This window comes from Nostoc sp. CENA543 (assembly GCF_002896875.1).
Taxonomy (GTDB): domain Bacteria; phylum Cyanobacteriota; class Cyanobacteriia; order Cyanobacteriales; family Nostocaceae; genus Trichormus.
The window spans coordinates 1,024,463-1,041,996 of sequence record NZ_CP023278.1 but is presented as its reverse complement, the minus strand read 5'-3'; the positions used below and the strand labels follow the sequence as shown (position 1 = coordinate 1,041,996).

The 17,534-nt window shown below is 41.5% G+C and carries 23 protein-coding genes; 11 read left to right on the top strand and 12 right to left on the bottom strand.

From position 1 onward, the window contains the following. Window positions 1-120: 120 nt before the first annotated feature. Together CLI64_RS04340 and CLI64_RS04335 are read right to left on the bottom strand one after the other, a co-directional pair. Complete coding sequence (locus CLI64_RS04340) at window positions 121-1,143, bottom strand: photosynthesis system II assembly factor Ycf48 (RefSeq protein ID WP_103136070.1); 1,023 nt, start codon at window positions 1,141-1,143, stop codon at window positions 121-123. Window positions 1,144-1,360: 217 nt separating this feature from the next. Then, a complete protein-coding gene (locus CLI64_RS04335; protein WP_103136069.1) occupies window positions 1,361-1,696 on the bottom strand; it encodes a rubredoxin in 336 nt (111 codons plus the stop codon). 319 nt (window positions 1,697-2,015) lie between these two features. Here CLI64_RS04335 and ndhC point away from each other — a divergent pair, with 319 nt between their 5' ends. Genes ndhC through CLI64_RS04320 form a run of 3 tightly spaced genes read left to right on the top strand, consistent with a single transcriptional unit; the run spans window position 2,016 to window position 3,626 of the window. Next, window positions 2,016-2,378 carry a photosynthetic/respiratory NAD(P)H-quinone oxidoreductase subunit C gene (gene ndhC, locus CLI64_RS04330; protein WP_010997983.1) on the top strand — a complete coding sequence of 121 codons (363 nt, stop codon included), beginning with the start codon at window positions 2,016-2,018 and terminating at the stop codon, window positions 2,376-2,378. Then, window positions 2,369-3,106, top strand: a complete 738-nt coding sequence (gene ndhK / locus CLI64_RS04325; RefSeq protein WP_103136068.1) for a photosynthetic/respiratory NAD(P)H-quinone oxidoreductase subunit K — start codon at window positions 2,369-2,371, stop codon at window positions 3,104-3,106. The genes ndhC and ndhK overlap by 10 nt, the downstream gene beginning before the upstream one ends. Next, on the top strand, window positions 3,099-3,626 hold the full coding sequence (locus CLI64_RS04320; protein ID WP_103136067.1) for an NAD(P)H-quinone oxidoreductase subunit J: 528 nt from the start codon (window positions 3,099-3,101) through the stop codon (window positions 3,624-3,626). Before ndhK ends, CLI64_RS04320 begins: the two co-directional genes overlap by 8 nt. Window positions 3,627-4,063: 437 nt before the next feature. Here CLI64_RS04320 and CLI64_RS04315 read toward each other — a convergent pair whose 3' ends face one another. Continuing rightward, window positions 4,064-5,077: a LysR family transcriptional regulator gene (locus tag CLI64_RS04315; protein WP_103136066.1), complete on the bottom strand. Its 1,014-nt coding sequence runs from the start codon at window positions 5,075-5,077 to the stop codon at window positions 4,064-4,066. A gap of 198 nt (window positions 5,078-5,275) precedes the next feature. Between CLI64_RS04315 and CLI64_RS04310 the strand changes: the two genes are divergently transcribed. From CLI64_RS04310 to CLI64_RS04295, 3 genes are all read left to right on the top strand, one after another. After that, window positions 5,276-5,992 carry an NnrU family protein gene (locus tag CLI64_RS04310; RefSeq protein WP_103136065.1) on the top strand — a complete coding sequence of 239 codons (717 nt, stop codon included), beginning with the start codon at window positions 5,276-5,278 and terminating at the stop codon, window positions 5,990-5,992. 380 nt (window positions 5,993-6,372) lie between these two features. Next, entirely contained in the window at window positions 6,373-6,759 is a 387-nt protein-coding gene (locus CLI64_RS04305; protein WP_103136064.1) for a co-chaperone YbbN, read from the top strand. A gap of 267 nt (window positions 6,760-7,026) precedes the next feature. Beyond that, on the top strand, window positions 7,027-9,117 hold the full coding sequence (locus CLI64_RS04295) for an NAD(P)H-quinone oxidoreductase subunit 5 (protein WP_103136063.1): 2,091 nt from the start codon (window positions 7,027-7,029) through the stop codon (window positions 9,115-9,117). Between the two features lie 178 nt (window positions 9,118-9,295). On the opposite strand, the gene CLI64_RS04290 is transcribed toward CLI64_RS04295, so the two are convergent. Both CLI64_RS04290 and CLI64_RS04285 read right to left on the bottom strand, forming a co-directional pair. Next, entirely contained in the window at window positions 9,296-9,781 is a 486-nt protein-coding gene (locus CLI64_RS04290) for a DUF3368 domain-containing protein (protein WP_103136062.1), read from the bottom strand. Continuing rightward, window positions 9,781-10,047: a UPF0175 family protein gene (locus CLI64_RS04285; protein ID WP_103136061.1), complete on the bottom strand. Its 267-nt coding sequence runs from the start codon at window positions 10,045-10,047 to the stop codon at window positions 9,781-9,783. The genes CLI64_RS04290 and CLI64_RS04285 overlap by 1 nt, the downstream gene beginning before the upstream one ends. 203 nt (window positions 10,048-10,250) lie before the next feature. On the opposite strand from CLI64_RS04285, the gene ndhD1 reads away from it, so the two are divergent. Continuing rightward, a complete protein-coding gene (ndhD1, locus tag CLI64_RS04280) occupies window positions 10,251-11,828 on the top strand; it encodes a photosynthetic/respiratory NAD(P)H-quinone oxidoreductase subunit D1 (RefSeq protein WP_103136060.1) in 1,578 nt (525 codons plus the stop codon). A gap of 64 nt (window positions 11,829-11,892) precedes the next feature. Here the strand turns inward: ndhD1 and CLI64_RS04275 are convergent, their stop codons facing one another. After that, window positions 11,893-12,210 carry a hypothetical protein gene (locus CLI64_RS04275; protein WP_103136059.1) on the bottom strand — a complete coding sequence of 106 codons (318 nt, stop codon included), beginning with the start codon at window positions 12,208-12,210 and terminating at the stop codon, window positions 11,893-11,895. Between the two features lie 171 nt (window positions 12,211-12,381). Here CLI64_RS04275 and CLI64_RS04270 point away from each other — a divergent pair, with 171 nt between their 5' ends. Continuing rightward, window positions 12,382-13,101: a Uma2 family endonuclease gene (locus CLI64_RS04270; protein ID WP_103136058.1), complete on the top strand. Its 720-nt coding sequence runs from the start codon at window positions 12,382-12,384 to the stop codon at window positions 13,099-13,101. A gap of 244 nt (window positions 13,102-13,345) precedes the next feature. Beyond that, window positions 13,346-14,026, top strand: coding sequence for a hypothetical protein (locus CLI64_RS04265; RefSeq protein WP_103136057.1), 681 nt, complete (start codon window positions 13,346-13,348; stop codon window positions 14,024-14,026). Window positions 14,027-14,102: 76 nt separating this feature from the next. Here the strand turns inward: CLI64_RS04265 and CLI64_RS04260 are convergent, their stop codons facing one another. The 3 genes from CLI64_RS04260 to CLI64_RS04250 are packed head-to-tail and all read right to left on the bottom strand — an operon-like array spanning window position 14,103 to window position 15,273. Then, a complete protein-coding gene (locus CLI64_RS04260; RefSeq protein ID WP_103136056.1) occupies window positions 14,103-14,381 on the bottom strand; it encodes a DUF5615 family PIN-like protein in 279 nt (92 codons plus the stop codon). Further along, window positions 14,378-14,608, bottom strand: coding sequence for a DUF433 domain-containing protein (locus CLI64_RS04255; RefSeq protein ID WP_103136055.1), 231 nt, complete (start codon window positions 14,606-14,608; stop codon window positions 14,378-14,380). The genes CLI64_RS04260 and CLI64_RS04255 overlap by 4 nt, the downstream gene beginning before the upstream one ends. Before the next feature lie 2 nt (window positions 14,609-14,610). Further along, a complete protein-coding gene (locus tag CLI64_RS04250) occupies window positions 14,611-15,273 on the bottom strand; it encodes a Uma2 family endonuclease (RefSeq protein ID WP_103136054.1) in 663 nt (220 codons plus the stop codon). A gap of 230 nt (window positions 15,274-15,503) precedes the next feature. Here CLI64_RS04250 and CLI64_RS04245 point away from each other — a divergent pair, with 230 nt between their 5' ends. Together CLI64_RS04245 and CLI64_RS04240 are read left to right on the top strand one after the other, a co-directional pair. Then, entirely contained in the window at window positions 15,504-15,737 is a 234-nt protein-coding gene (locus CLI64_RS04245; protein ID WP_103140586.1) for a DUF433 domain-containing protein, read from the top strand. Continuing rightward, window positions 15,734-16,075: a DUF5615 family PIN-like protein gene (locus CLI64_RS04240; protein WP_103136053.1), complete on the top strand. Its 342-nt coding sequence runs from the start codon at window positions 15,734-15,736 to the stop codon at window positions 16,073-16,075. The genes CLI64_RS04245 and CLI64_RS04240 overlap by 4 nt, the downstream gene beginning before the upstream one ends. A 112-nt stretch (window positions 16,076-16,187) precedes the next feature. On the opposite strand, the gene CLI64_RS04235 is transcribed toward CLI64_RS04240, so the two are convergent. From CLI64_RS04235 to CLI64_RS04225, 3 genes are read right to left on the bottom strand one after another with little or no spacing between them, the layout of a single operon-like run. Then, window positions 16,188-16,937, bottom strand: a complete 750-nt coding sequence (locus CLI64_RS04235; protein WP_103136052.1) for a hypothetical protein — start codon at window positions 16,935-16,937, stop codon at window positions 16,188-16,190. Between the two features lie 34 nt (window positions 16,938-16,971). Continuing rightward, window positions 16,972-17,205: a BrnA antitoxin family protein gene (locus CLI64_RS04230; RefSeq protein ID WP_225977507.1), complete on the bottom strand. Its 234-nt coding sequence runs from the start codon at window positions 17,203-17,205 to the stop codon at window positions 16,972-16,974. A 15-nt stretch (window positions 17,206-17,220) separates the two neighbouring features. Then, window positions 17,221-17,493, bottom strand: coding sequence for a lipopolysaccharide assembly protein LapA domain-containing protein (locus tag CLI64_RS04225; RefSeq protein ID WP_103140585.1), 273 nt, complete (start codon window positions 17,491-17,493; stop codon window positions 17,221-17,223). Window positions 17,494-17,534: the final 41 nt, after the last annotated feature.

Sequence of the window (17,534 nt, the reverse complement as noted above, 5' to 3'; positions counted from 1 at the left end):
TGAGATTCCCTACCTTTATAAAGACGTTATTGAGTTTATTATCCTACAAAGTTTAGAAACAGTTACAAGTTGCAACTTGCTTCTCATAAAACTGGCAGATACTGAAAACTTAGATTATCACTAAGCTGACGCTGCTGTTTTGTCTGATTTCGCGACATCGGGTTGGTATTTGAGTAACACACCGCGATCGCCAATGATAAATCCTTGTTCTGGGCTAAAAAAGACGATCTTGTAAAAATTAGCTGCAACTCCTTCGACATCACGGTCTTTTGACCAGGTTAGACCACCATCGGTACTCAGCAATAAGTTACCGCTACCGCCACCAATCCAGATTTCTTCAGGTGTGCGATAAGCCAAATCCAATAAACCCCAACTAGTGGAAAATTCAGGACTTTGCGCTTCTTGCCATGCTTCTGGCTCATTGGGGTCGCTAAACTGGACTTGACCACCTCTTGCTAGTAACCACAATTGCCCATCTTCAGAGAATCCCATATTTTCTACACGGCGGGAACTATTGCGGTTATGGGGAACCCAAGCATTTTGTCCAGGTTCCCAAGTGGAGTAAAAGCTTCCCTTAGCAGAAACAGCTACATATTTACCATCAGCAGCACGTTCTAGGTTACGCACTACCCCAACGGCTGCTTCTACTTGTGCTTTCCAGTTTCTACCACCATCGGTGGTTTTGTAGATTGCGCCGACATCAGTAGCCATTTCAGCTGTGTTTTCACCCAAAGCATGGATAGAGATGGGATTGCCTGGTAGTTTGGAACTTAGGGGAATACGTGACCAAGAGTGACCTTCATCAGTGGTGTGTAGCAGCAAAGAAGGCTCACCAGCAATCCAGCCTTCTTTACCAGCAAAACTGACTGCATCAAAACGATAGCGATCGTCATCCAAAGCCAATTCTAGTGGTTTCCAATTGTCGCCACCATCATTGGTTTCTAAAAGTGTGGTATTGCTACCAACCAAAAAACCATGCTGGGGATTTCCAGTAAAAGCAATATCTAAAAGTTTGGCCTCAGTTGGTACAGAAATGACTGCCCAAGGATTGTAGCTGCTAGACGGCACTTTACTACAACCCATACACAAAAAGACGACCATTAACAAAGCAAAGATTTTCTGCCAACTTTTCACAATAACCATCGATCGCATGAGATTTTTTGTATTTGTATTCTAAATTTGTGTAAGGTCGCCCTAAACGCTTCACTTAATGCAGTTGAGTGCTGAGTGCTGAGTAGTGTTAGCGGAAGCGGGGCGTTAACCCGTGCTGTTAGCGGAAGCGCGGCGTTTAGCCGGTAGTGAGTCATGAGTTTCTCTCCCCTGCCCCCTGCCCCCTGCCCTCTCTGCCTCCTCTCCTGCCTCACTGCAATCCATAGAGACTCATAAAAAACAAAAATGCCACCACTAAAGCACCGAAAATCAGGATATTTTTCTGACCAGGAGTGAGAGTGTTTACACCTAAACCATAGCTGAGGTTTTCTTTAAACCCCGATGCTGTACCGGCTGGCCCAACATTAGTAAAAGCAACTTTTTTGGCCGTGCAAACAGGACAACGCCAATTCACGGGCAATTGATCGAAAGGTGTCCCTGGAGCAATGTCATGCTTATCGTCACCCTTTTCAGGTTCGTAAACATAACCGCAGGCGCGACACTCGTAGCGGTCTAACACTGTAGTTTCAACAGCTGGTTCGCTCATGACTTAGGTCTCGCAGAGAAGAATTCTTAAATATACGTTAAAAATTATGACATATTCGTTAGACTTTTCTATCACTTCTACAAACGAATCAAATACCTGAAATCCGTTTGTTTCACAGATTTCAGAAAAACTAAACAGATATAATGTAAAAGAAAGTTACGCAATTCTAGGGATTGGGTACTGGGGATTAGGGATTGGTATTGGAAATTAAAAAGACAAAAGGTAAAAAACTCTTTTTCTTTTTACTTTTAACTCTTTACTTTTGACCTCCCCAGTCCCCAGCCTCCACCTCAAATACTCCATAAGCGGTAGATTCATTGTGTTTGTCCTTAGCGGTTACGAGTACCTTCTAGGCTTTCTCATTATCTGTAGCCTAGTACCTGCCTTAGCACTTTCAGCGTCCAAGCTCCTTAGACCTACGGGTAATAGTCTGGAACGTCGCACCACCTATGAATCTGGGATGGAACCCATCGGCGGTGCGTGGATTCAGTTCAACATCCGCTACTATATGTTTGCACTGGTCTTCGTAGTTTTTGATGTAGAGACGGTGTTCCTTTATCCTTGGGCGGTAGCTTTTCATCGTTTAGGGTTATTGGCGTTTATTGAGGCACTGATTTTCATTGCAATTCTTGTAGTTGCCCTAGTTTACGCATGGCGTAAAGGAGCTTTGGAATGGTCTTGAATTCTAATTTAACCACCCAGGACAAAGAACGAATCATTAACCCTGTTGAGCGTCCGACAGTCACCCAAGACTTGTCAGAAAACGTCATTTTGACCACGGTTGATGACCTTTATAACTGGGCTAGGCTTTCTAGTTTGTGGCCTTTGCTGTTTGGTACAGCTTGTTGCTTTATTGAATTTGCAGCTTTAATTGGCTCACGTTTTGACTTCGATCGCTTTGGATTAATTCCCCGTTCTAGTCCCCGTCAAGCTGATTTGATTATTACGGCCGGGACAATCACTATGAAGATGGCTCCTCAATTGGTGCGTCTTTATGAACAAATGCCCGAACCAAAATATGTAATTGCTATGGGGGCTTGTACAATTACAGGCGGGATGTTTAGCGTTGATTCTCCCACGGCTGTGCGCGGGGTAGATAAGCTCATTCCTGTAGATGTCTATTTACCAGGTTGTCCTCCCCGTCCAGAAGCGATCATTGACGCGATTATCAAGCTGCGGAAAAAGATTGCTAACGATTCGATGCAGGAACGCAGTCAAATTAAGCAAACCCACCGTTTCTACAGCACTACGCATAATTTGAAACCAGTACCAGAAATTTTAACTGGCAAATATATGCAGTCAGACACTCGCTTTACACCACCTAAAGAATTGACAGAAGCAATTGGTTTACCAGTTCCACCTGCACTGTTGACAGCAAAGACTCAGAAGGAGGAACAAAAACGTGGCTGATGAAGAAGTAAAACCAGTACCAGCCCAGACAGAAGCTATAGTCCAAGCTGGCCCCATTTCTAGCTGGTTGTCAGAAAATGGCTTTGCTCATGAGTCTTTAGCCCCTGATAAAAATGGGGTAGAAATTATTAAGGTCGAGCCAGATTTCTTATTACCCATCGCTACAGCCTTGTATGCTTATGGGTTTAACTATCTTCAGTTTCAATCAGGTATCGACCTTGGCCCTGGTGAAGATTTAGTTAGTGTCTATCACTTAGTCAAGGTGGGTGATAATGCTGATCAACCTGAAGAAGTACGGGTAAAGGTATTTTTGCCCAGAGAGAATCCCAGAATTCCTTCGGTCTACTGGATTTGGAAAACCGCAGACTGGCAAGAACGTGAATCCTATGATATGTTCGGCATTATCTATGAAGGACACCCCAACTTGAAGCGCATTCTCATGCCTGAAGATTGGGTGGGTTGGCCTTTACGCAAGGATTACGTTTCACCTGATTTCTACGAGTTGCAAGACGCTTATTAGGTAGCGCGGAAATCCTAAGTGCTGAGTATCAGCTTGTGAGAATTTTGTTATCTCATCTGTAACCCCTTTCCGGCGGCGGAGAGGGGTGATTTAAATTCAAAATTCAAAATTCAAAATTACGTCTAATTTAAAATCGGGTAATTCCTTAGACATTTGTAGTGGCGGGTTCACCTAGATTATCGTTAATTGTTTATGATATTTGATTAACCCGCCCCTCCCAAGTCTTTTTAGCTCCCAGTATGGGCTATTGTTTGGATATAGAAGGCTTTCCTAATTCACATCAGGCTGAATCTTCAACTCAAATTAGAGGTTTGTCTTTAAAATCAAGGGTTACAGACGATTAAACCTAGACTTACTCCCAAAAGCTAAAAGTTAGGCAATTGCTCATGTATATTTTTCCATGAGCAATTGACATATTTGTCACTAATAACTAGAGATTAACCTTCATTACTAGAGTTTGGTAACACTGCATCTAACGGGGGTAGCATGAGTTTTTTTTGTGACAGGTTAAAAATCTCCTGATGCCATTCAGGAGTTGCAAACTGGGGTAATATCTCCTGACTGAAAGCTTCTGCGGCTTTGGAACGGTAGCGATTGGGATTAAATATCAGCCATAGTGTCCTTTTGACGACAACACCATCAATCGGAGTGCAGTGGAGTACACCCATCTGTAATTCTTTGGCGATCGCACTAGTGGAAACAAATGCTGCACCTAAACCAGACTGCACAGCATTTTTAATGGCTTCAATGGAATTGAGTTCCATCTCGATTTTAAACCGCCTGGTATCAATTTCACAGCGCGCTAGTACCTGATCAATAACTTTGCGAATTGTTGATTGGGAGTCTAGGGTGATGAATTGTAATTTGTATAAATCTTCTTTTTGAATGGATTCTTGTTTAGCAAAGGGGTGGAATGCAGGTAAGATTAACGCCAGTTCATCTTCGGCATAGGGATGAATTTCTAGCGATTCCGCGAGTTCTGCGGGGATTTCGCCGCCAATAATTGCTAAATCTACTTGTCCATTAGCTACACTCCAAGCGGTGCGGCGAGTGGAATGGACATGAAGTTGTACCGCGACATCAGGATATTTCTGGCGGAACATCCCAATCATTTTGGGTAAAAGATAAGTACCCGTGGTTTGAGAAGCACCCACAATTAACGTTCCACCTTGGAGATTTTGTAAATCTTCGATGGCACGACAAGTTTCTTGACATAAACTGAGAATTTTTTCCCCGTAGCTCAATAGTAGATGCCCTGCTTCGGTTAATTGAGCGCGCCGTCCTCCACGGTCAAATAGAGGGACATCTAGCTGTCTCTCTAGGTTCTGCACTTGCAAACTCACGGCCGGTTGGGAGACATAGAGACTATCAGCAGCACGCTTGAAGCTCCCTTCTACAGCGATCGCTTTGAGAATACGTAACTGATCTAAAGTGAATGGAAGGTCAGACATAAGGCTCAACCCACAAACTTTGAAAGGAGCGAATTTAGTAACTAATCATCAATAGACGTGATTAATTACATGGAAGATTAGGAGGCTTGACTCGAACAAGACATTACCACAACATTTTGATGCAAGTCTCCTGTTGAATACTTTGTGGTATTGGTTGTATATAGTTAACTTTTCTTAAAATTACTTTACCTGTTGATTATGATGCTCAATCCTGGGTTAGCTCCGAGTCATTTGGTGATGCTGGGGTTATTGTTAATTTTTGCGATCGCCCACAGTGGGGGAGCTGCTTTGAGACCTTGGGCAGAGAAGCACATCGGGCCAAGGCTTTATCGCATAGTTTTTGCATTAATCAGTTTACCTTTGGCTGTCGTAGTAATTACTTATTTTTTTAATCACCGTTATGATGGCTGGCAACTGTGGCAGTTACAGGATGTACCAGGCATAAAAGCAGTGGTTTGGGTGTTGTCAGCGATTTCATTTTTATTTTTGTATCCTGCCACCTTCAATCTACTAGAAATTGCTGCTATTCAAAAGCCCCAAGTGCATCTCTATGAGACAGGGATTATCAGGATTACCCGTCACCCGCAGATGGTGGGGCAAATTATTTGGTGTATTGCTCATACCCTGTGGTTGGGGACAAGTTTTACTATAGTGACATCTATAGGGTTAGTATTGCATCATTTATTTGGGGTTTGGCACGGCGATCGCCGCTTACGCCATCGCTATGGAGAAGCCTTTGAAATTGTGAAACAACGTACTTCGATTATCCCCTTTCTCGCAGTCATTGATGGTCGTCAATCTCTTCACTGGCAAGAATTTATTCGTCCTGCCTATCTAGGTGTGGCGATTTTTGTTGGGTTACTGTGGTGGGCGCATCCCTTGTTAATAGTGGCCACCAGTAACGTCAGTTGGTAGTTTTGAGTGATCCCCAAAACCCAAAAAAATACTAACCTAGTAAAAGATTCCACTGATCAAATGCTACCAAATCAATGTAGGATGAATAGAAATAGCTGTTAGTCAGGGTGAGGTCATAGGTTTTCATACCTGTACATTTTGGAAATCAATCAACAATTACTTTTGTGGGATATTATACAGCGCAGCACTTAAAACAACCATTGGGCAAACCATTGCTAGGACTTGAACAACCCAAATTTTGTCGTTAAAATCGTGCTGACTTTTGTGTCAGATCCCACAACAACTTTTGAAAAATAGCTGCAATAAAGCTTTGACTAGCTTGCTAAATTCTTCTGCTGATAGCTAGTTTGATATTAAAAACCTATAATTCTAGAGGCATCATGGTGTTGTCGGTTAGTGAGCGGACATTTACTCAAGAAGTTTTAGAATCGCCAATTCCGGTTTTAGTAAATTTTGAAGCACCTTGGTGTGGCCTATGTCGCATTATTCATCCTCTGTTGCTGCAATTTCAAGGTCAATGTGGAGACCAAATTAAGCTAGTTGGGATTAATGCCGATGAGAACTTCAAGCTATCTAACACCTATCGCCTCAAGTCCTTGCCCACCTTACTGCTGATTGAAAATGGCGTGATTCGGCATCGTCTTGAAGGTTTTCGTGGTAGAGATGACCTACGTCTGGCTTTAGAAGAAATCAAACTCAACTACACTCGCCGTCCCAAAGCTTACAGTGGCTCTAAAAAATCAGACTTAGAATTGCACCTAGCATAATTTGGAAATTGGGCATTGGGCATTGAGCATTGAGCATTGGGCATTGGAAGTAAAATCTCCCCAGTCCCCAGTCCCCAATCCCTAGTCCCCATAGCCAAATCTAAAACCATGCTTAACGACCCTGCTCAAAAGTGTTCGAGTGGGGTATTTTATCATCTAGGGTGTGTGTCACAATTGTTAACAGTTACGACATGGATAGTTGCTGACGGCGAAAACTGTACAGTAAAGTCCAAAGATAGTCAAAAATCCTAAAAGTACGCGTCAGTGATGGAAGTAATCTATCAGTACGCCTGGCTAATTCCCGTATTGCCACTTTTGGGGGCAATGCTAGTTGGTCTAGGCTTAATTTCGTTAAATCAAACGACAAACCGCCTGCGGCAGCTCAATGCTGTGTTGATCATTTCCCTAATGGGCGCAGCGATGGGTTTGTCGTTTGCCTTACTTTGGAGTCAACTCCAAGGACACCCAACCTATCTACGTACTCTGGAATGGGCAGCAGCAGGTAATTTCCATCTGAGCATGGGTTACACTATCGATAATCTCACAGCCCTCATGCTGGTGATTGTCACAACAGTAGCCTTCTTAGTCATGGTTTACACTGATGGCTACATGGCTCATGACCCAGGGTACGTGAGGTTTTACGCTTATTTGAGCTTATTTGGCTCTTCAATGTTGGGTCTGGTTGTCAGCCCTAACCTAGTCCAGATTTATATTTTCTGGGAATTGGTGGGGATGTGTTCCTACTTGCTGGTGGGCTTTTGGTACGATCGCAAATCAGCAGCAGATGCTTGTCAAAAAGCATTTGTGACTAACCGGGTGGGTGACTTTGGTCTACTCCTGGGGATTCTGGGGCTATTTTGGGCAACAGGCAGCTTCGATTTCACTGTAATGGGCGAACGCTTAGGAGAACTGGTACAAACAGGCTCTCTGAGCAATTTCCTGGCAGTTCTGTTTGCAATTTTAGTCTTCCTCGGCCCTGTCGCTAAGTCAGCCCAATTTCCTCTCCACGTCTGGCTACCAGATGCGATGGAAGGCCCGACTCCTATTTCTGCCTTAATTCACGCCGCCACAATGGTGGCAGCCGGGGTATTTTTAATTGCCCGGATGTACCCCGTCTTTGAACACGTCCCAGCAGCGATGAATGTCATTGCCTTTACTGGGGCATTTACAGCGTTTTTGGGGGCAACCATTGCCATTACCCAAAACGACATCAAAAAGGGTTTGGCTTACTCCACCATCTCCCAGTTAGGCTACATGGTGATGGCGATGGGGGTAGGTGCTTACAGTGCGGGTTTATTTCACCTGATGACCCACGCCTACTTCAAGGCGATGCTGTTTTTAGGTTCTGGTTCAGTCATTCATGGTATGGAAGGGGTGGTTGGTCATGACCCCGCATTGGCACAGGACATGCGCTTAATGGGCGGACTACGCAAGTATATGCCCATCACAGGATTGACCTTTTTGATTGGGTGCTTGGCAATTTCGGGGATTCCTCCCTTTGCTGGCTTCTGGTCAAAAGACGAAATTCTTGGTGCAGCCTATGAGGCTAACCCTCTGCTGTGGTTTATTGGCTGGATGACTGCTGGGATTACTGCCTTTTATATGTTCAGGATGTATTTCTCGACATTTGAAGGTAAATTCCGGGGTAATGACCAGAAAATCAAAGATAAGCTCAAAAAAGCAGCATCAGCTGTTCTGCAACTAGAATCAGCCGCACCCGCCGTTAATTTTGGCCCTGGGGCAATGAAGAAAGGGGAACTAGCAGCTACAGACGGTCATCATGATGGTCACGGACATCACAGTGATTCACCCCATGAATCGCCGTGGACAATGACCCTACCATTGCTAGTATTAGCCATACCTTCAATAGTGATTGGTTTAGTAGGTACACCCTACAACAATTACTTCGAGAGATTTATTTTCTCACCAAATGAAAGTTTGGCGGAAATTATCGAAAAAGCTGCCGAGTTTGACCCCCATGAGTTTTACATCATGGCGGGTGGTTCAGTAGGTGTGTCCTTAATTGGGATTACCCTAGCTTCTTTGATGTACTGGCAGCGTAAAATCGACCCAGCTGCGATCGCTGCTAAAATCAAGCCACTCTATGAACTCTCCCTCAACAAGTGGTACTTCGATGACATTTACCACCGTGTCTTTGTTCTTGGCTTACGTCGCCTAGCTAGACAAGTCATGGAAGTAGACTTCCGCGTTGTTGATGGTGCAGTTAACCTTACAGGCTTTTTCACCCTCGTTAGTGGTGAAGGTCTGAAATACCTAGAAAATGGTCGCGCTCAATTTTACGCCCTCATCATCTTTGGGGCTGTTTTGGGTTTAGTTATTTTCTTCGGTGTCACCTGATTTTTATAGGGGTGGACACACGTCTGCCCCTAAATTTTTTCAGGGTTTCATAAATAAATTCAAAATTCAAAATTCCAGACAGCCACCCATAGGTAGAGTTTTTACTGTCCTAATGTAATAATGAGACTCAGGCAAAATCCTAGTTTTTTAGCCAATAATTCTATCTGTGCTAGTAAAACTAACTTCGTTCTTGGTAATAACGATCTAAAAAACTTTGGATTAGGGCAGAAGAAGCACGAAAGGTAGTTAATTGCAATTGAGAGATGGCATTAGGGAAATTGATGATATCTTGAGTACCTGCACGATAAAGAACACCGAGTAAGCCTGTTACATTCAGACCGTAAGCGATCGCTGCCTGTCGAGCATCCATATCATCTAAAATTATGAGAGATGCGTCAAGTTGGACAGATAGAGAAATGGCTTCTTGCTCACCTATACCTAGTTTGCTGGATAAGTTGGGTAAAAGAGACGTGTTAGAGTGAATTTCTAACCAGCTTGGAGGTTGGGCAATCCATTTTTGAACCTGGATGTAAGAGCCTTCAGCAAGGAGTTCTATGCAGACAGCATTGGGGATGATAATGCGACCAAAAAGTTGAGGCAAAACTTCAACTTCATCAATTAAAATGAGGTAGCACAAGGGTGAAGTGTCGCAAACAATGGTCATTACTGGGTAATTGCTTTGTCAATAGCTTTTAAGTCTTCCTCTAAGTCTGCTGCGGTATAAGGCAGATAAGCTTCATAAGTTTTAAGAAAAGCATCCGTAGCTAGTCGAGAAGAGAGATTTAACAGACGCTGAACTTGGGCTGTCGAGATTTGCTGATGGCGATAAGCTTCAACCACCAAAGATTCTAGAGCGCGCCGGGAAAGTTGGTCAGGGGTATTAGCTAGTTGATGAGCAATATCATCAGGGATTTCGATGGTAATTTGCATTTTATGTGTCCTTTTAAATTTGAGTGACTGCGTTTAGCCAGAAATTTGATACCAAACAAGTCAAAAAAGACTACCAAGCTAAAAATCGGGGCTTGCTGATTTGATTAAATCAAACTAACAATAAATGCCAAATCGTCAAAAAGCTGTTAGTTAATAACTAGTGGCTTTTTGGCAAACATGATTTTGATAGCAGACGAATTGTAATGAATACAGCTAATTTTCCGTGGCTGACGACGATTATCTTGTTACCGATCGCAGCGTCGCTACTAATCCCCATTATCCCAGATAAAGACGGCAAAACCGTGCGCTGGTATTCCCTGATTGTCGGGTTGATAGACTTTGCGCTGATTGTCTACGCTTTTTATACTGGGTACGACTTTTCTAACCCCAATTTACAACTTGTAGAAAGTTATCCCTGGGTTCCCCAGTTAGATTTGAATTGGTCAGTGGGGGCTGATGGCTTGTCCATGCCCCTCATTATTTTGACTGGATTCATTACCACCCTAGCAACTTTAGCCGCCTGGCCTGTGACTCTCAAGCCCAGGCTATTTTACTTTTTACTGTTGGCGATGTACGGCGGACAAATCGCTGTCTTCGCTGTGCAGGATATGCTGCTGTTTTTCCTGGTGTGGGAACTGGAATTAATTCCCGTTTACCTGCTACTGGCGATTTGGGGCGGTAAGAAGCGTCAGTATGCAGCCACAAAGTTTATTTTGTACACCGCAGGCGGTTCGCTGTTTATTTTGGTGGCAGCATTGACTATGGCCTTTTATGGCGATACAGTCACCTTTGATATGCGATCGCTCGGCCTTAAAGATTACGCCCTCAATTTCCAACTGTTACTTTACGGTGGCTTCCTGATTGCTTACGCTGTCAAATTGCCCATCATTCCCCTGCATACTTGGCTACCAGATGCCCACGGTGAAGCTACAGCCCCCGTGCATATGTTACTGGCTGGTATTCTGCTGAAAATGGGTGGTTATGCCCTAATTCGCATGAATGCCCAGATGCTACCCGATGCCCATGCTTACTTTGCCCCAGCTTTAGTAATTTTGGGGGTAGTGAACATCATCTATGCAGCCTTAACGTCTTTTGCCCAACGCAACCTCAAACGCAAAATTGCTTACTCCTCAATTTCGCACATGGGGTTTGTGATTATCGGGTTTGCTTCCTTTACCGATTTAGGGTTAAGTGGCGCAGTCTTGCAAATGGTATCCCACGGTTTAATCGGGGCGAGTTTATTCTTCCTCGTGGGTGCAACCTATGACCGAACACATACCCTGATGTTAGATGAAATGGGTGGTGTTGGTAAGCGGATGCAAAAGATTTTCGCCATGTTCACCGCTTGTTCAATGGCTTCTTTAGCACTACCAGGAATGAGTGGTTTCGTGGCAGAGTTAATGGTATTCGTTGGCTTTGCTACCAGTGACGCTTATAGCTCTACTTTTAAAGTCATCGTAGTATTTTTGATGGCAGTGGGAGTGATTTTAACTCCTATTTATCTGTTGTCAATGTTGCGCGAAATTTTCTACGGACAGGAAAACGAAGAATTAGTTTCTCATCAAGCTTTGATTGATGCTGAACCCCGCGAAGTCTTTATCATTGCTTGTTTGTTAGTGCCAATTATTGGTATTGGTTTCTATCCCAAATTACTGACTCAGATGTACGACGCTACAACCGTACAACTAACAGCTAGATTGCGTGATTCCGTTCCTACTTTAGCGGATCAAAAAACAGAAACTACAGAAGTTTCTTTCAATGCACCAGCAATTGGTAATTAGTTGGGATTCGTGAGCATTGTGAGATTATAGAACCCCGCTTTCTTGCAGAAGGTGGGGTTCTCTGCTAGTTAGATAAACTGGGAAAAAATAATTTGATGACTCCGGCTGTCAAGGCTAAGACAAAGCCAACCACTACAGAACGATTGATAAACTCTTGGGTATCTAACCGCTTACCGATTCCTTTCACCTCCATATCTAAAGCTTTAATTTCTCCCTTGAGTTCCGCTTCTAAAGCCTTAATGTCTCCCTTGAGTTCCGCTTCCATTTTGGCTTGCCCGATTTTAATTTCTGTAACGTCTTTTTGTAAGGTATCTAGCTTCTGATTGATTTGTCCTAAGATTTCCTCTAATGAATAAGTGATGTTAACAGGGGTTTGACTCATCAGTTACACTCCTATTAAGAAAATATAAATCTTTTCCATGTACCCTTAAATTTATTATCCTTTGATAGTGTCTGGTATCTCAAGAGAACACACTATTTATCTTTAGTTACTGACACTTATTCTCTCTTGATACATTTCTCTATCTAAAACTAGAGTCAGAGAAAACCTCTCATGTTAAACTACAACTCGTTACACTGTTTACCATCTTCCGAAGAGCTACCGAACTCCGAGGACACGCCTGTGGATAATGAAATACAAGAATTAATTCCAAGTTTACTAAAAGCGACACTGGCTTTAGTTTGGTTAGACCGATGGGATTGGTACTTTGGTGTAAATATGGGTATTCATTATGACCCAAAAAAGCCAGCGATCGTCCCTGATGGTTTCTTAAGTGTCGGAGTTAAGCGTTTTGTGCATGGGGATTTACGCCTCAGCTATGTGCTGTGGGAAGAAGAAAATCCGCCTATGCTAGCTATAGAAGTGGCTTCTCCCAAACATTTAGGCGAATACAGTACCAAAAAAGATATTTATGCTGAAATGGGAGTTTTGTATTACGTTGTATACAATCCTTTCCGGCGTAAAAAGTCTCCTTTGGAAGTCTATCGCCTAGAAGATGGGGAATATTTCCTGTTATCAGGAAATCCCATTTGGCTACCAGAAATTGGTTTAGGAATTGGTAAAGAAAGAGGTCTTTATCAAGGGATAGCAAGAGAATGGTTGTACTGGTATGATGAGCAGAAACGCCGATTGCTCACGCCAGAAGAACGGATTATAGAAGCAGAAGCACGGTTGAGTATAGAAGAACAACTGCGTTTAGAAGCAGAAGATAGGGTACAGAAATTAGAAAGCAAGTTAAAGGCTTTGGGTTATGAACCGGAAACTATAGTTTGAATTTAATCTGCTTGAATACCTCACTTCATGGCTGAGATTTTGGCTGGGAGTGGGGTTTTATTTTTTAACGCAAAGGGAGCGCGGTGAACCAGCGTTGTAGGAGGGTTTCCCTCCGTAGACGACTGGTGAACCCGAAGGGAGGGAAGCGCAAAGGATCGCGGAGGGTTTTAAGTGTTAATTAGCTTGATAGTTAGGGAATTATATCTATTAAAGAGGTTCTACACTGACAATTATTAAGTTATTTATGGATGTTAAATTAGGGTTCGGCTCTATCCCCAAGCCTCAGTATGTTTTTGTGAGTAAGGAAAGTGATCACTGTTGGTATATGCTCTCGGATGATACTAAACCAATTCCGATTTATGATAGGGCTTTGACCGGAGTAATTACAGGGATTGAAGTTAATAAGAAAGTTGAAACATCACACGGTGAAGCTGAAAAAACTGATTTACATATTTTGGCGGATAAGCCTTATGTAGTTCGCTCAGGTAGTGAATCTTATTTTTCTAAAAGTTTGTTACTTTCACTAGATGTTTTGACACATGAACAGTTATCTCAACCTCTCACAATTTCTGTTAGTCCTGGTGATAAAACAATTGTCTTTTGTACTATATATAATCCAGTAACTTATCGTGCTGTAGGTGTTAGCTGGGATGGACATAAGGAAATAGATTGGCAAGCTCTAGGACAGAAAGTTAGCGTTAAAATTAACAATATTCAAAATTACAATCAAGAGTTAATTTCGTCTGAGAATCGCGCAGGTTTTATCGCCAAAACTGATAATTATCTATCACAATTAAATTGGAGTCCAGAGCAGGGAAGGGAGTTTTTACAGCAAAAATATGGCAAGCGATCGCGCTATCAACTCTCTGATACTGAACTGTTAGATTTTATCGATTATCTCAAGCTACAGTTAACCCATAGCTAACAAAATTAGCAGTTTTTTCAGATTAATACAGTGTCAATACTCCTAGATTGGGATTTTGAGTAAAAGCTTGGATGTCTTATAAATGCGATCGCAAGATTTCTACAATTTGTTTGGTTGAACAATTACCACGACGAATCCAGATAACTTTCGGTGGAAATCCTCTAAGAATACTTAATTCATTAAAATCAGCATCTCTAGTCACAACAGTGAATTTACCTTGTTGTGCATACTCCCACACAATTCGATCATCTGCCTGATCTAAACCAATAAGAAAAAGGTGCTGAGAGTTTGGGTAAATATCAGCCAATTGATCTACTAATCGAGGTGAGAGATTATGGTCAAAAAGTAATTTCATGCTGGCATAGTAAGCATTTGTCTTTCTCTATCGGCTGCGTAGCTGAGGCAAGCTAAAATATCCTCTTGCGTTAAATAAGGAAAATCATCAAGTATTTCCTCGTAGGTCATACCAGAAGCAAGATAAGATAACACATCATACACAGTTATTCGCATTCCGCGAATACAAGGTTTACCGCCTCTTTTTCCTGGTTCAATTGTAATAATATTGTGGTAATTTACAGCCATAATCACAAACTAGCGTTGAAAATTTGTTGTGCAGTTAAATTCAAATCAGGGAAGGTTACAGATTGAATACGGTTGTCACCTCTAAATTTTCTTACAGTATACTCACCTTCTTCTAAACAACAAACTAAAATAGTAGGCTGTTTAGGATTACCTATAAACTCTCTACCTCCCAATCCTGTATAATCTACAATCCAGTATTCAGAAATCCCCATTACCTCATAATCAGCGTATTTTTTCAAATAATCATCACGCCAATTTGTGAGGCAGTGCGTTGGACGGGTTTCCCGGCTTGAAGCAACTGCCGTACTTACAACTTCAATAATTAATGGAATTGATATCACCTGAATGACGGTAGATTCTTTTTTCCATAGAGGTTCATTGGTTAAATTAGGGCGATTTAATAACAGCACATCCGGCGAGTAAGCTGATTCACTTTCAGGTGGTTTGACTAATGCTGTCTTGGGTATGAAATAGGACAGATTTAACCGAATACACTCTCTAGTAATTTCAAAGGCTAAAAATCCAGTGACTTCTTCATGTTCTCCTGTGGGTTGTGGTATTTCAACTACTACTCCATCATGGAGTTCATAAAGTTTCCCTGTTCCATCTGGATATTTAGCAACAAACTCATCAAATGTAGTCAGCTTGCGTAGGGCTTGAGTCATGGTAAGTCACGAATAACTTAGTTGTATATCTCTTGAGAAATTTTAGGTATGATTTAACCTCCTACTTGTTATTTTAACTGTCATTAAACTGAGTGCGTAGACGCGTTCGCGTAGCGTCTCGTAGAGAAGCGGCTTGTCTCTGACATCGCTTTACGCTGAACTGAGGCGATCGCTAGAAATATGACTTATTCTGTATGATCAGAACAAAGCAATTTATATTGGGTTACGAAATGAACTCAAAAGTTGAATTATTAACACGTATTACCCAAACTCCTGGTCAATGTGGAGGTCGTCCTTGTATTCGCGGTATGAGAATCCGCGTCAGCGATATTTTAGAAATGTTGGGGGAGAATGTTAGCGTTTCTGAGATTCTAGAAGATTTTCCCGACCTCGAAGCAGAAGATATTCAAGCTTGTTTGTTGTTTGCTGCACGCCGAACTGATTTTCCCCGACTGACAGCATGAAAATTTGGATTGATGCTCAATTACCTCCTACATTAGCGCGTTGGCTTAGTGAGACGTTCGATGTAGAGGCTGCTGCACTGCGAGAACTTGGTTTACGAGATGCTAAAGATGTTGAGATTTTTAATGAAGCACGAGCCGTTAATGCTGTTATTTTGACCAAAGATAGTGACTTTGTTGATTTGGCTTGTCGGTTAGGAACACCACCGCAAATTCTCTGGCTGACTTGTGGTAACGTAACGAATCGCAATTTGCAGCGAATACTAATGATCGCTTTTCCTGATGCACTAGAACAACTACGACAAGGAGAAGCAATCGTAGAAATTAGCAGTGTTTCATAATTTGAATACAGGTTGGATGATTGCGATCACACAAAGGTTGTTGAGCTAAGATTAATTTTTTATGTTATTTTCTTCAACTTAAATTTTATGAAGATAAATGATTGCTAAATTTCTATAAAAACTTTTTAGATAGCTCTACTATTAGTCCTTGTATTTCTTCTTTGCATAATTCATGTTCTCTTTGAAGCTCTAGTTCAGACACTAATGAGTTAAAGAATTGTGGAACTAAGTCATCATTATTTGCATCATTTTCGTAACTTATTTGATGTTTTATCTCACTCTTCTTTTTTATTTGAATATTTAATTCATAAATTAAATTGAATAGTCGTGACAATTCTATTTTTAAGCAAACAATATTATCATTCTTTCGTAATTTAATTTTATCATTAAAATAAAGTTCAAAATACAAATTTGTTTGTTCCCACCAAATTAAGTCTAAAGTTTCTAAATTTCTTGAATTACTAAAACTTTCTAAATTACTATTTATTATTTTTAAATTTTTATCTAATTCATAATGGATTCTTTTTGCCAAGGCTAAATCTTTTATTAGCTTAGATTTTTCACTTTCTTTTTGCGTTATGTATTGACCCAACACAAACGTTAATACAGGAAATACACCTTTCCCCAAAAAGTCCCAAAAGGAATTGCCTAGTCTAATTACTAGAGTAGGAATTAGAAATGGTAGAACCATCATCCATAAAGATGGCAATAAAATTCCATATTTATCAAAATCATCATTTGTATAGTCATATAGTAATGCTTTGATTTCCTGTTTCCACAATTTCCAGAAAATAACAAATAACGGAATCACAAAGCCTAGCGTTGCTAAAAAAATGATTCCATCTGTGCCGTAGTTATCCATACTAGTAAATTGAAAATACTTATTTGCTAATTACCTATAATCTTTCTCGAAATGTCAGATTCCAGGTTTCTCCCAATGGTTCATGATGTTGCTGAATATACTCACGTAAAGCATCATTAATCAACGCTTGGTAATTTCCCCCACCTGCTAGATGAACTTGCTCACGAAACCATGCCAATATTTCATCATCTAGACAGACTAATTGTAATTTGAGTTTTGCCTGGTGTTTTTGGCTCAATTGCTCCGCGCTTACCCTGGCTAAAATCATATTCAGTTTCCATAGTTAAAAATCTTCATCATCAACGAAAAATTCTGCGTCTTCTTCTAAGCGGGAGTTACCAGAATCAGCCAGATTCCAGAGGGGTTGTAGAATCGACACGCCAACAAATCCCACACCAGCACTAAACGCCAAGACTATACCGACGGGGATTTTAATTGATTGGAATGTTAAGAATTTTAACGATACTGGCTCGAAATTTTGGACGGAAAGAATAGCGATCGCTACTACCCAAATCGCCACAATTAAAGATATCAAAAAATTAGCAAAGCTTTTCATAAAAAATATAACCATAGATAGATGCAGATGTACACTAAATA

Bases quoted from the DNA above. Each gene is read 5' to 3' on its own strand.
- CLI64_RS04340 (WP_103136070.1), bottom strand. From the start codon at position 1,143: ATGGTTATTGTGAAAAGTTGGCAGAAAATCTTTGCTTTGTTAATGGTC.
- CLI64_RS04335 (WP_103136069.1), bottom strand. From the start codon at position 1,696: ATGAGCGAACCAGCTGTTGAAACTACAGTGTTAGACCGCTACGAGTGT.
- ndhK (WP_103136068.1), top strand. From the start codon at position 2,369: ATGGTCTTGAATTCTAATTTAACCACCCAGGACAAAGAACGAATCATT.
- CLI64_RS04315 (WP_103136066.1), bottom strand. From the start codon at position 5,077: ATGTCTGACCTTCCATTCACTTTAGATCAGTTACGTATTCTCAAAGCG.
- CLI64_RS04310 (WP_103136065.1), top strand. From the start codon at position 5,276: ATGATGCTCAATCCTGGGTTAGCTCCGAGTCATTTGGTGATGCTGGGG.
- CLI64_RS04305 (WP_103136064.1), top strand. From the start codon at position 6,373: ATGGTGTTGTCGGTTAGTGAGCGGACATTTACTCAAGAAGTTTTAGAA.
- CLI64_RS04295 (WP_103136063.1), top strand. From the start codon at position 7,027: ATGGAAGTAATCTATCAGTACGCCTGGCTAATTCCCGTATTGCCACTT.
- CLI64_RS04290 (WP_103136062.1), bottom strand. From the start codon at position 9,781: ATGACCATTGTTTGCGACACTTCACCCTTGTGCTACCTCATTTTAATT.
- CLI64_RS04285 (WP_103136061.1), bottom strand. From the start codon at position 10,047: ATGCAAATTACCATCGAAATCCCTGATGATATTGCTCATCAACTAGCT.
- ndhD1 (WP_103136060.1), top strand. From the start codon at position 10,251: ATGAATACAGCTAATTTTCCGTGGCTGACGACGATTATCTTGTTACCG.
- CLI64_RS04275 (WP_103136059.1), bottom strand. From the start codon at position 12,210: ATGAGTCAAACCCCTGTTAACATCACTTATTCATTAGAGGAAATCTTA.
- CLI64_RS04270 (WP_103136058.1), top strand. From the start codon at position 12,382: ATGTTAAACTACAACTCGTTACACTGTTTACCATCTTCCGAAGAGCTA.
- CLI64_RS04265 (WP_103136057.1), top strand. From the start codon at position 13,346: ATGGATGTTAAATTAGGGTTCGGCTCTATCCCCAAGCCTCAGTATGTT.
- CLI64_RS04260 (WP_103136056.1), bottom strand. From the start codon at position 14,381: ATGAAATTACTTTTTGACCATAATCTCTCACCTCGATTAGTAGATCAA.
- CLI64_RS04255 (WP_103136055.1), bottom strand. From the start codon at position 14,608: ATGGCTGTAAATTACCACAATATTATTACAATTGAACCAGGAAAAAGA.
- CLI64_RS04250 (WP_103136054.1), bottom strand. From the start codon at position 15,273: ATGACTCAAGCCCTACGCAAGCTGACTACATTTGATGAGTTTGTTGCT.
- CLI64_RS04245 (WP_103140586.1), top strand. From the start codon at position 15,504: ATGAACTCAAAAGTTGAATTATTAACACGTATTACCCAAACTCCTGGT.
- CLI64_RS04240 (WP_103136053.1), top strand. From the start codon at position 15,734: ATGAAAATTTGGATTGATGCTCAATTACCTCCTACATTAGCGCGTTGG.
- CLI64_RS04235 (WP_103136052.1), bottom strand. From the start codon at position 16,937: ATGGATAACTACGGCACAGATGGAATCATTTTTTTAGCAACGCTAGGC.
- CLI64_RS04230 (WP_225977507.1), bottom strand. From the start codon at position 17,205: ATGATTTTAGCCAGGGTAAGCGCGGAGCAATTGAGCCAAAAACACCAG.
- CLI64_RS04225 (WP_103140585.1), bottom strand. From the start codon at position 17,493: ATGAAAAGCTTTGCTAATTTTTTGATATCTTTAATTGTGGCGATTTGG.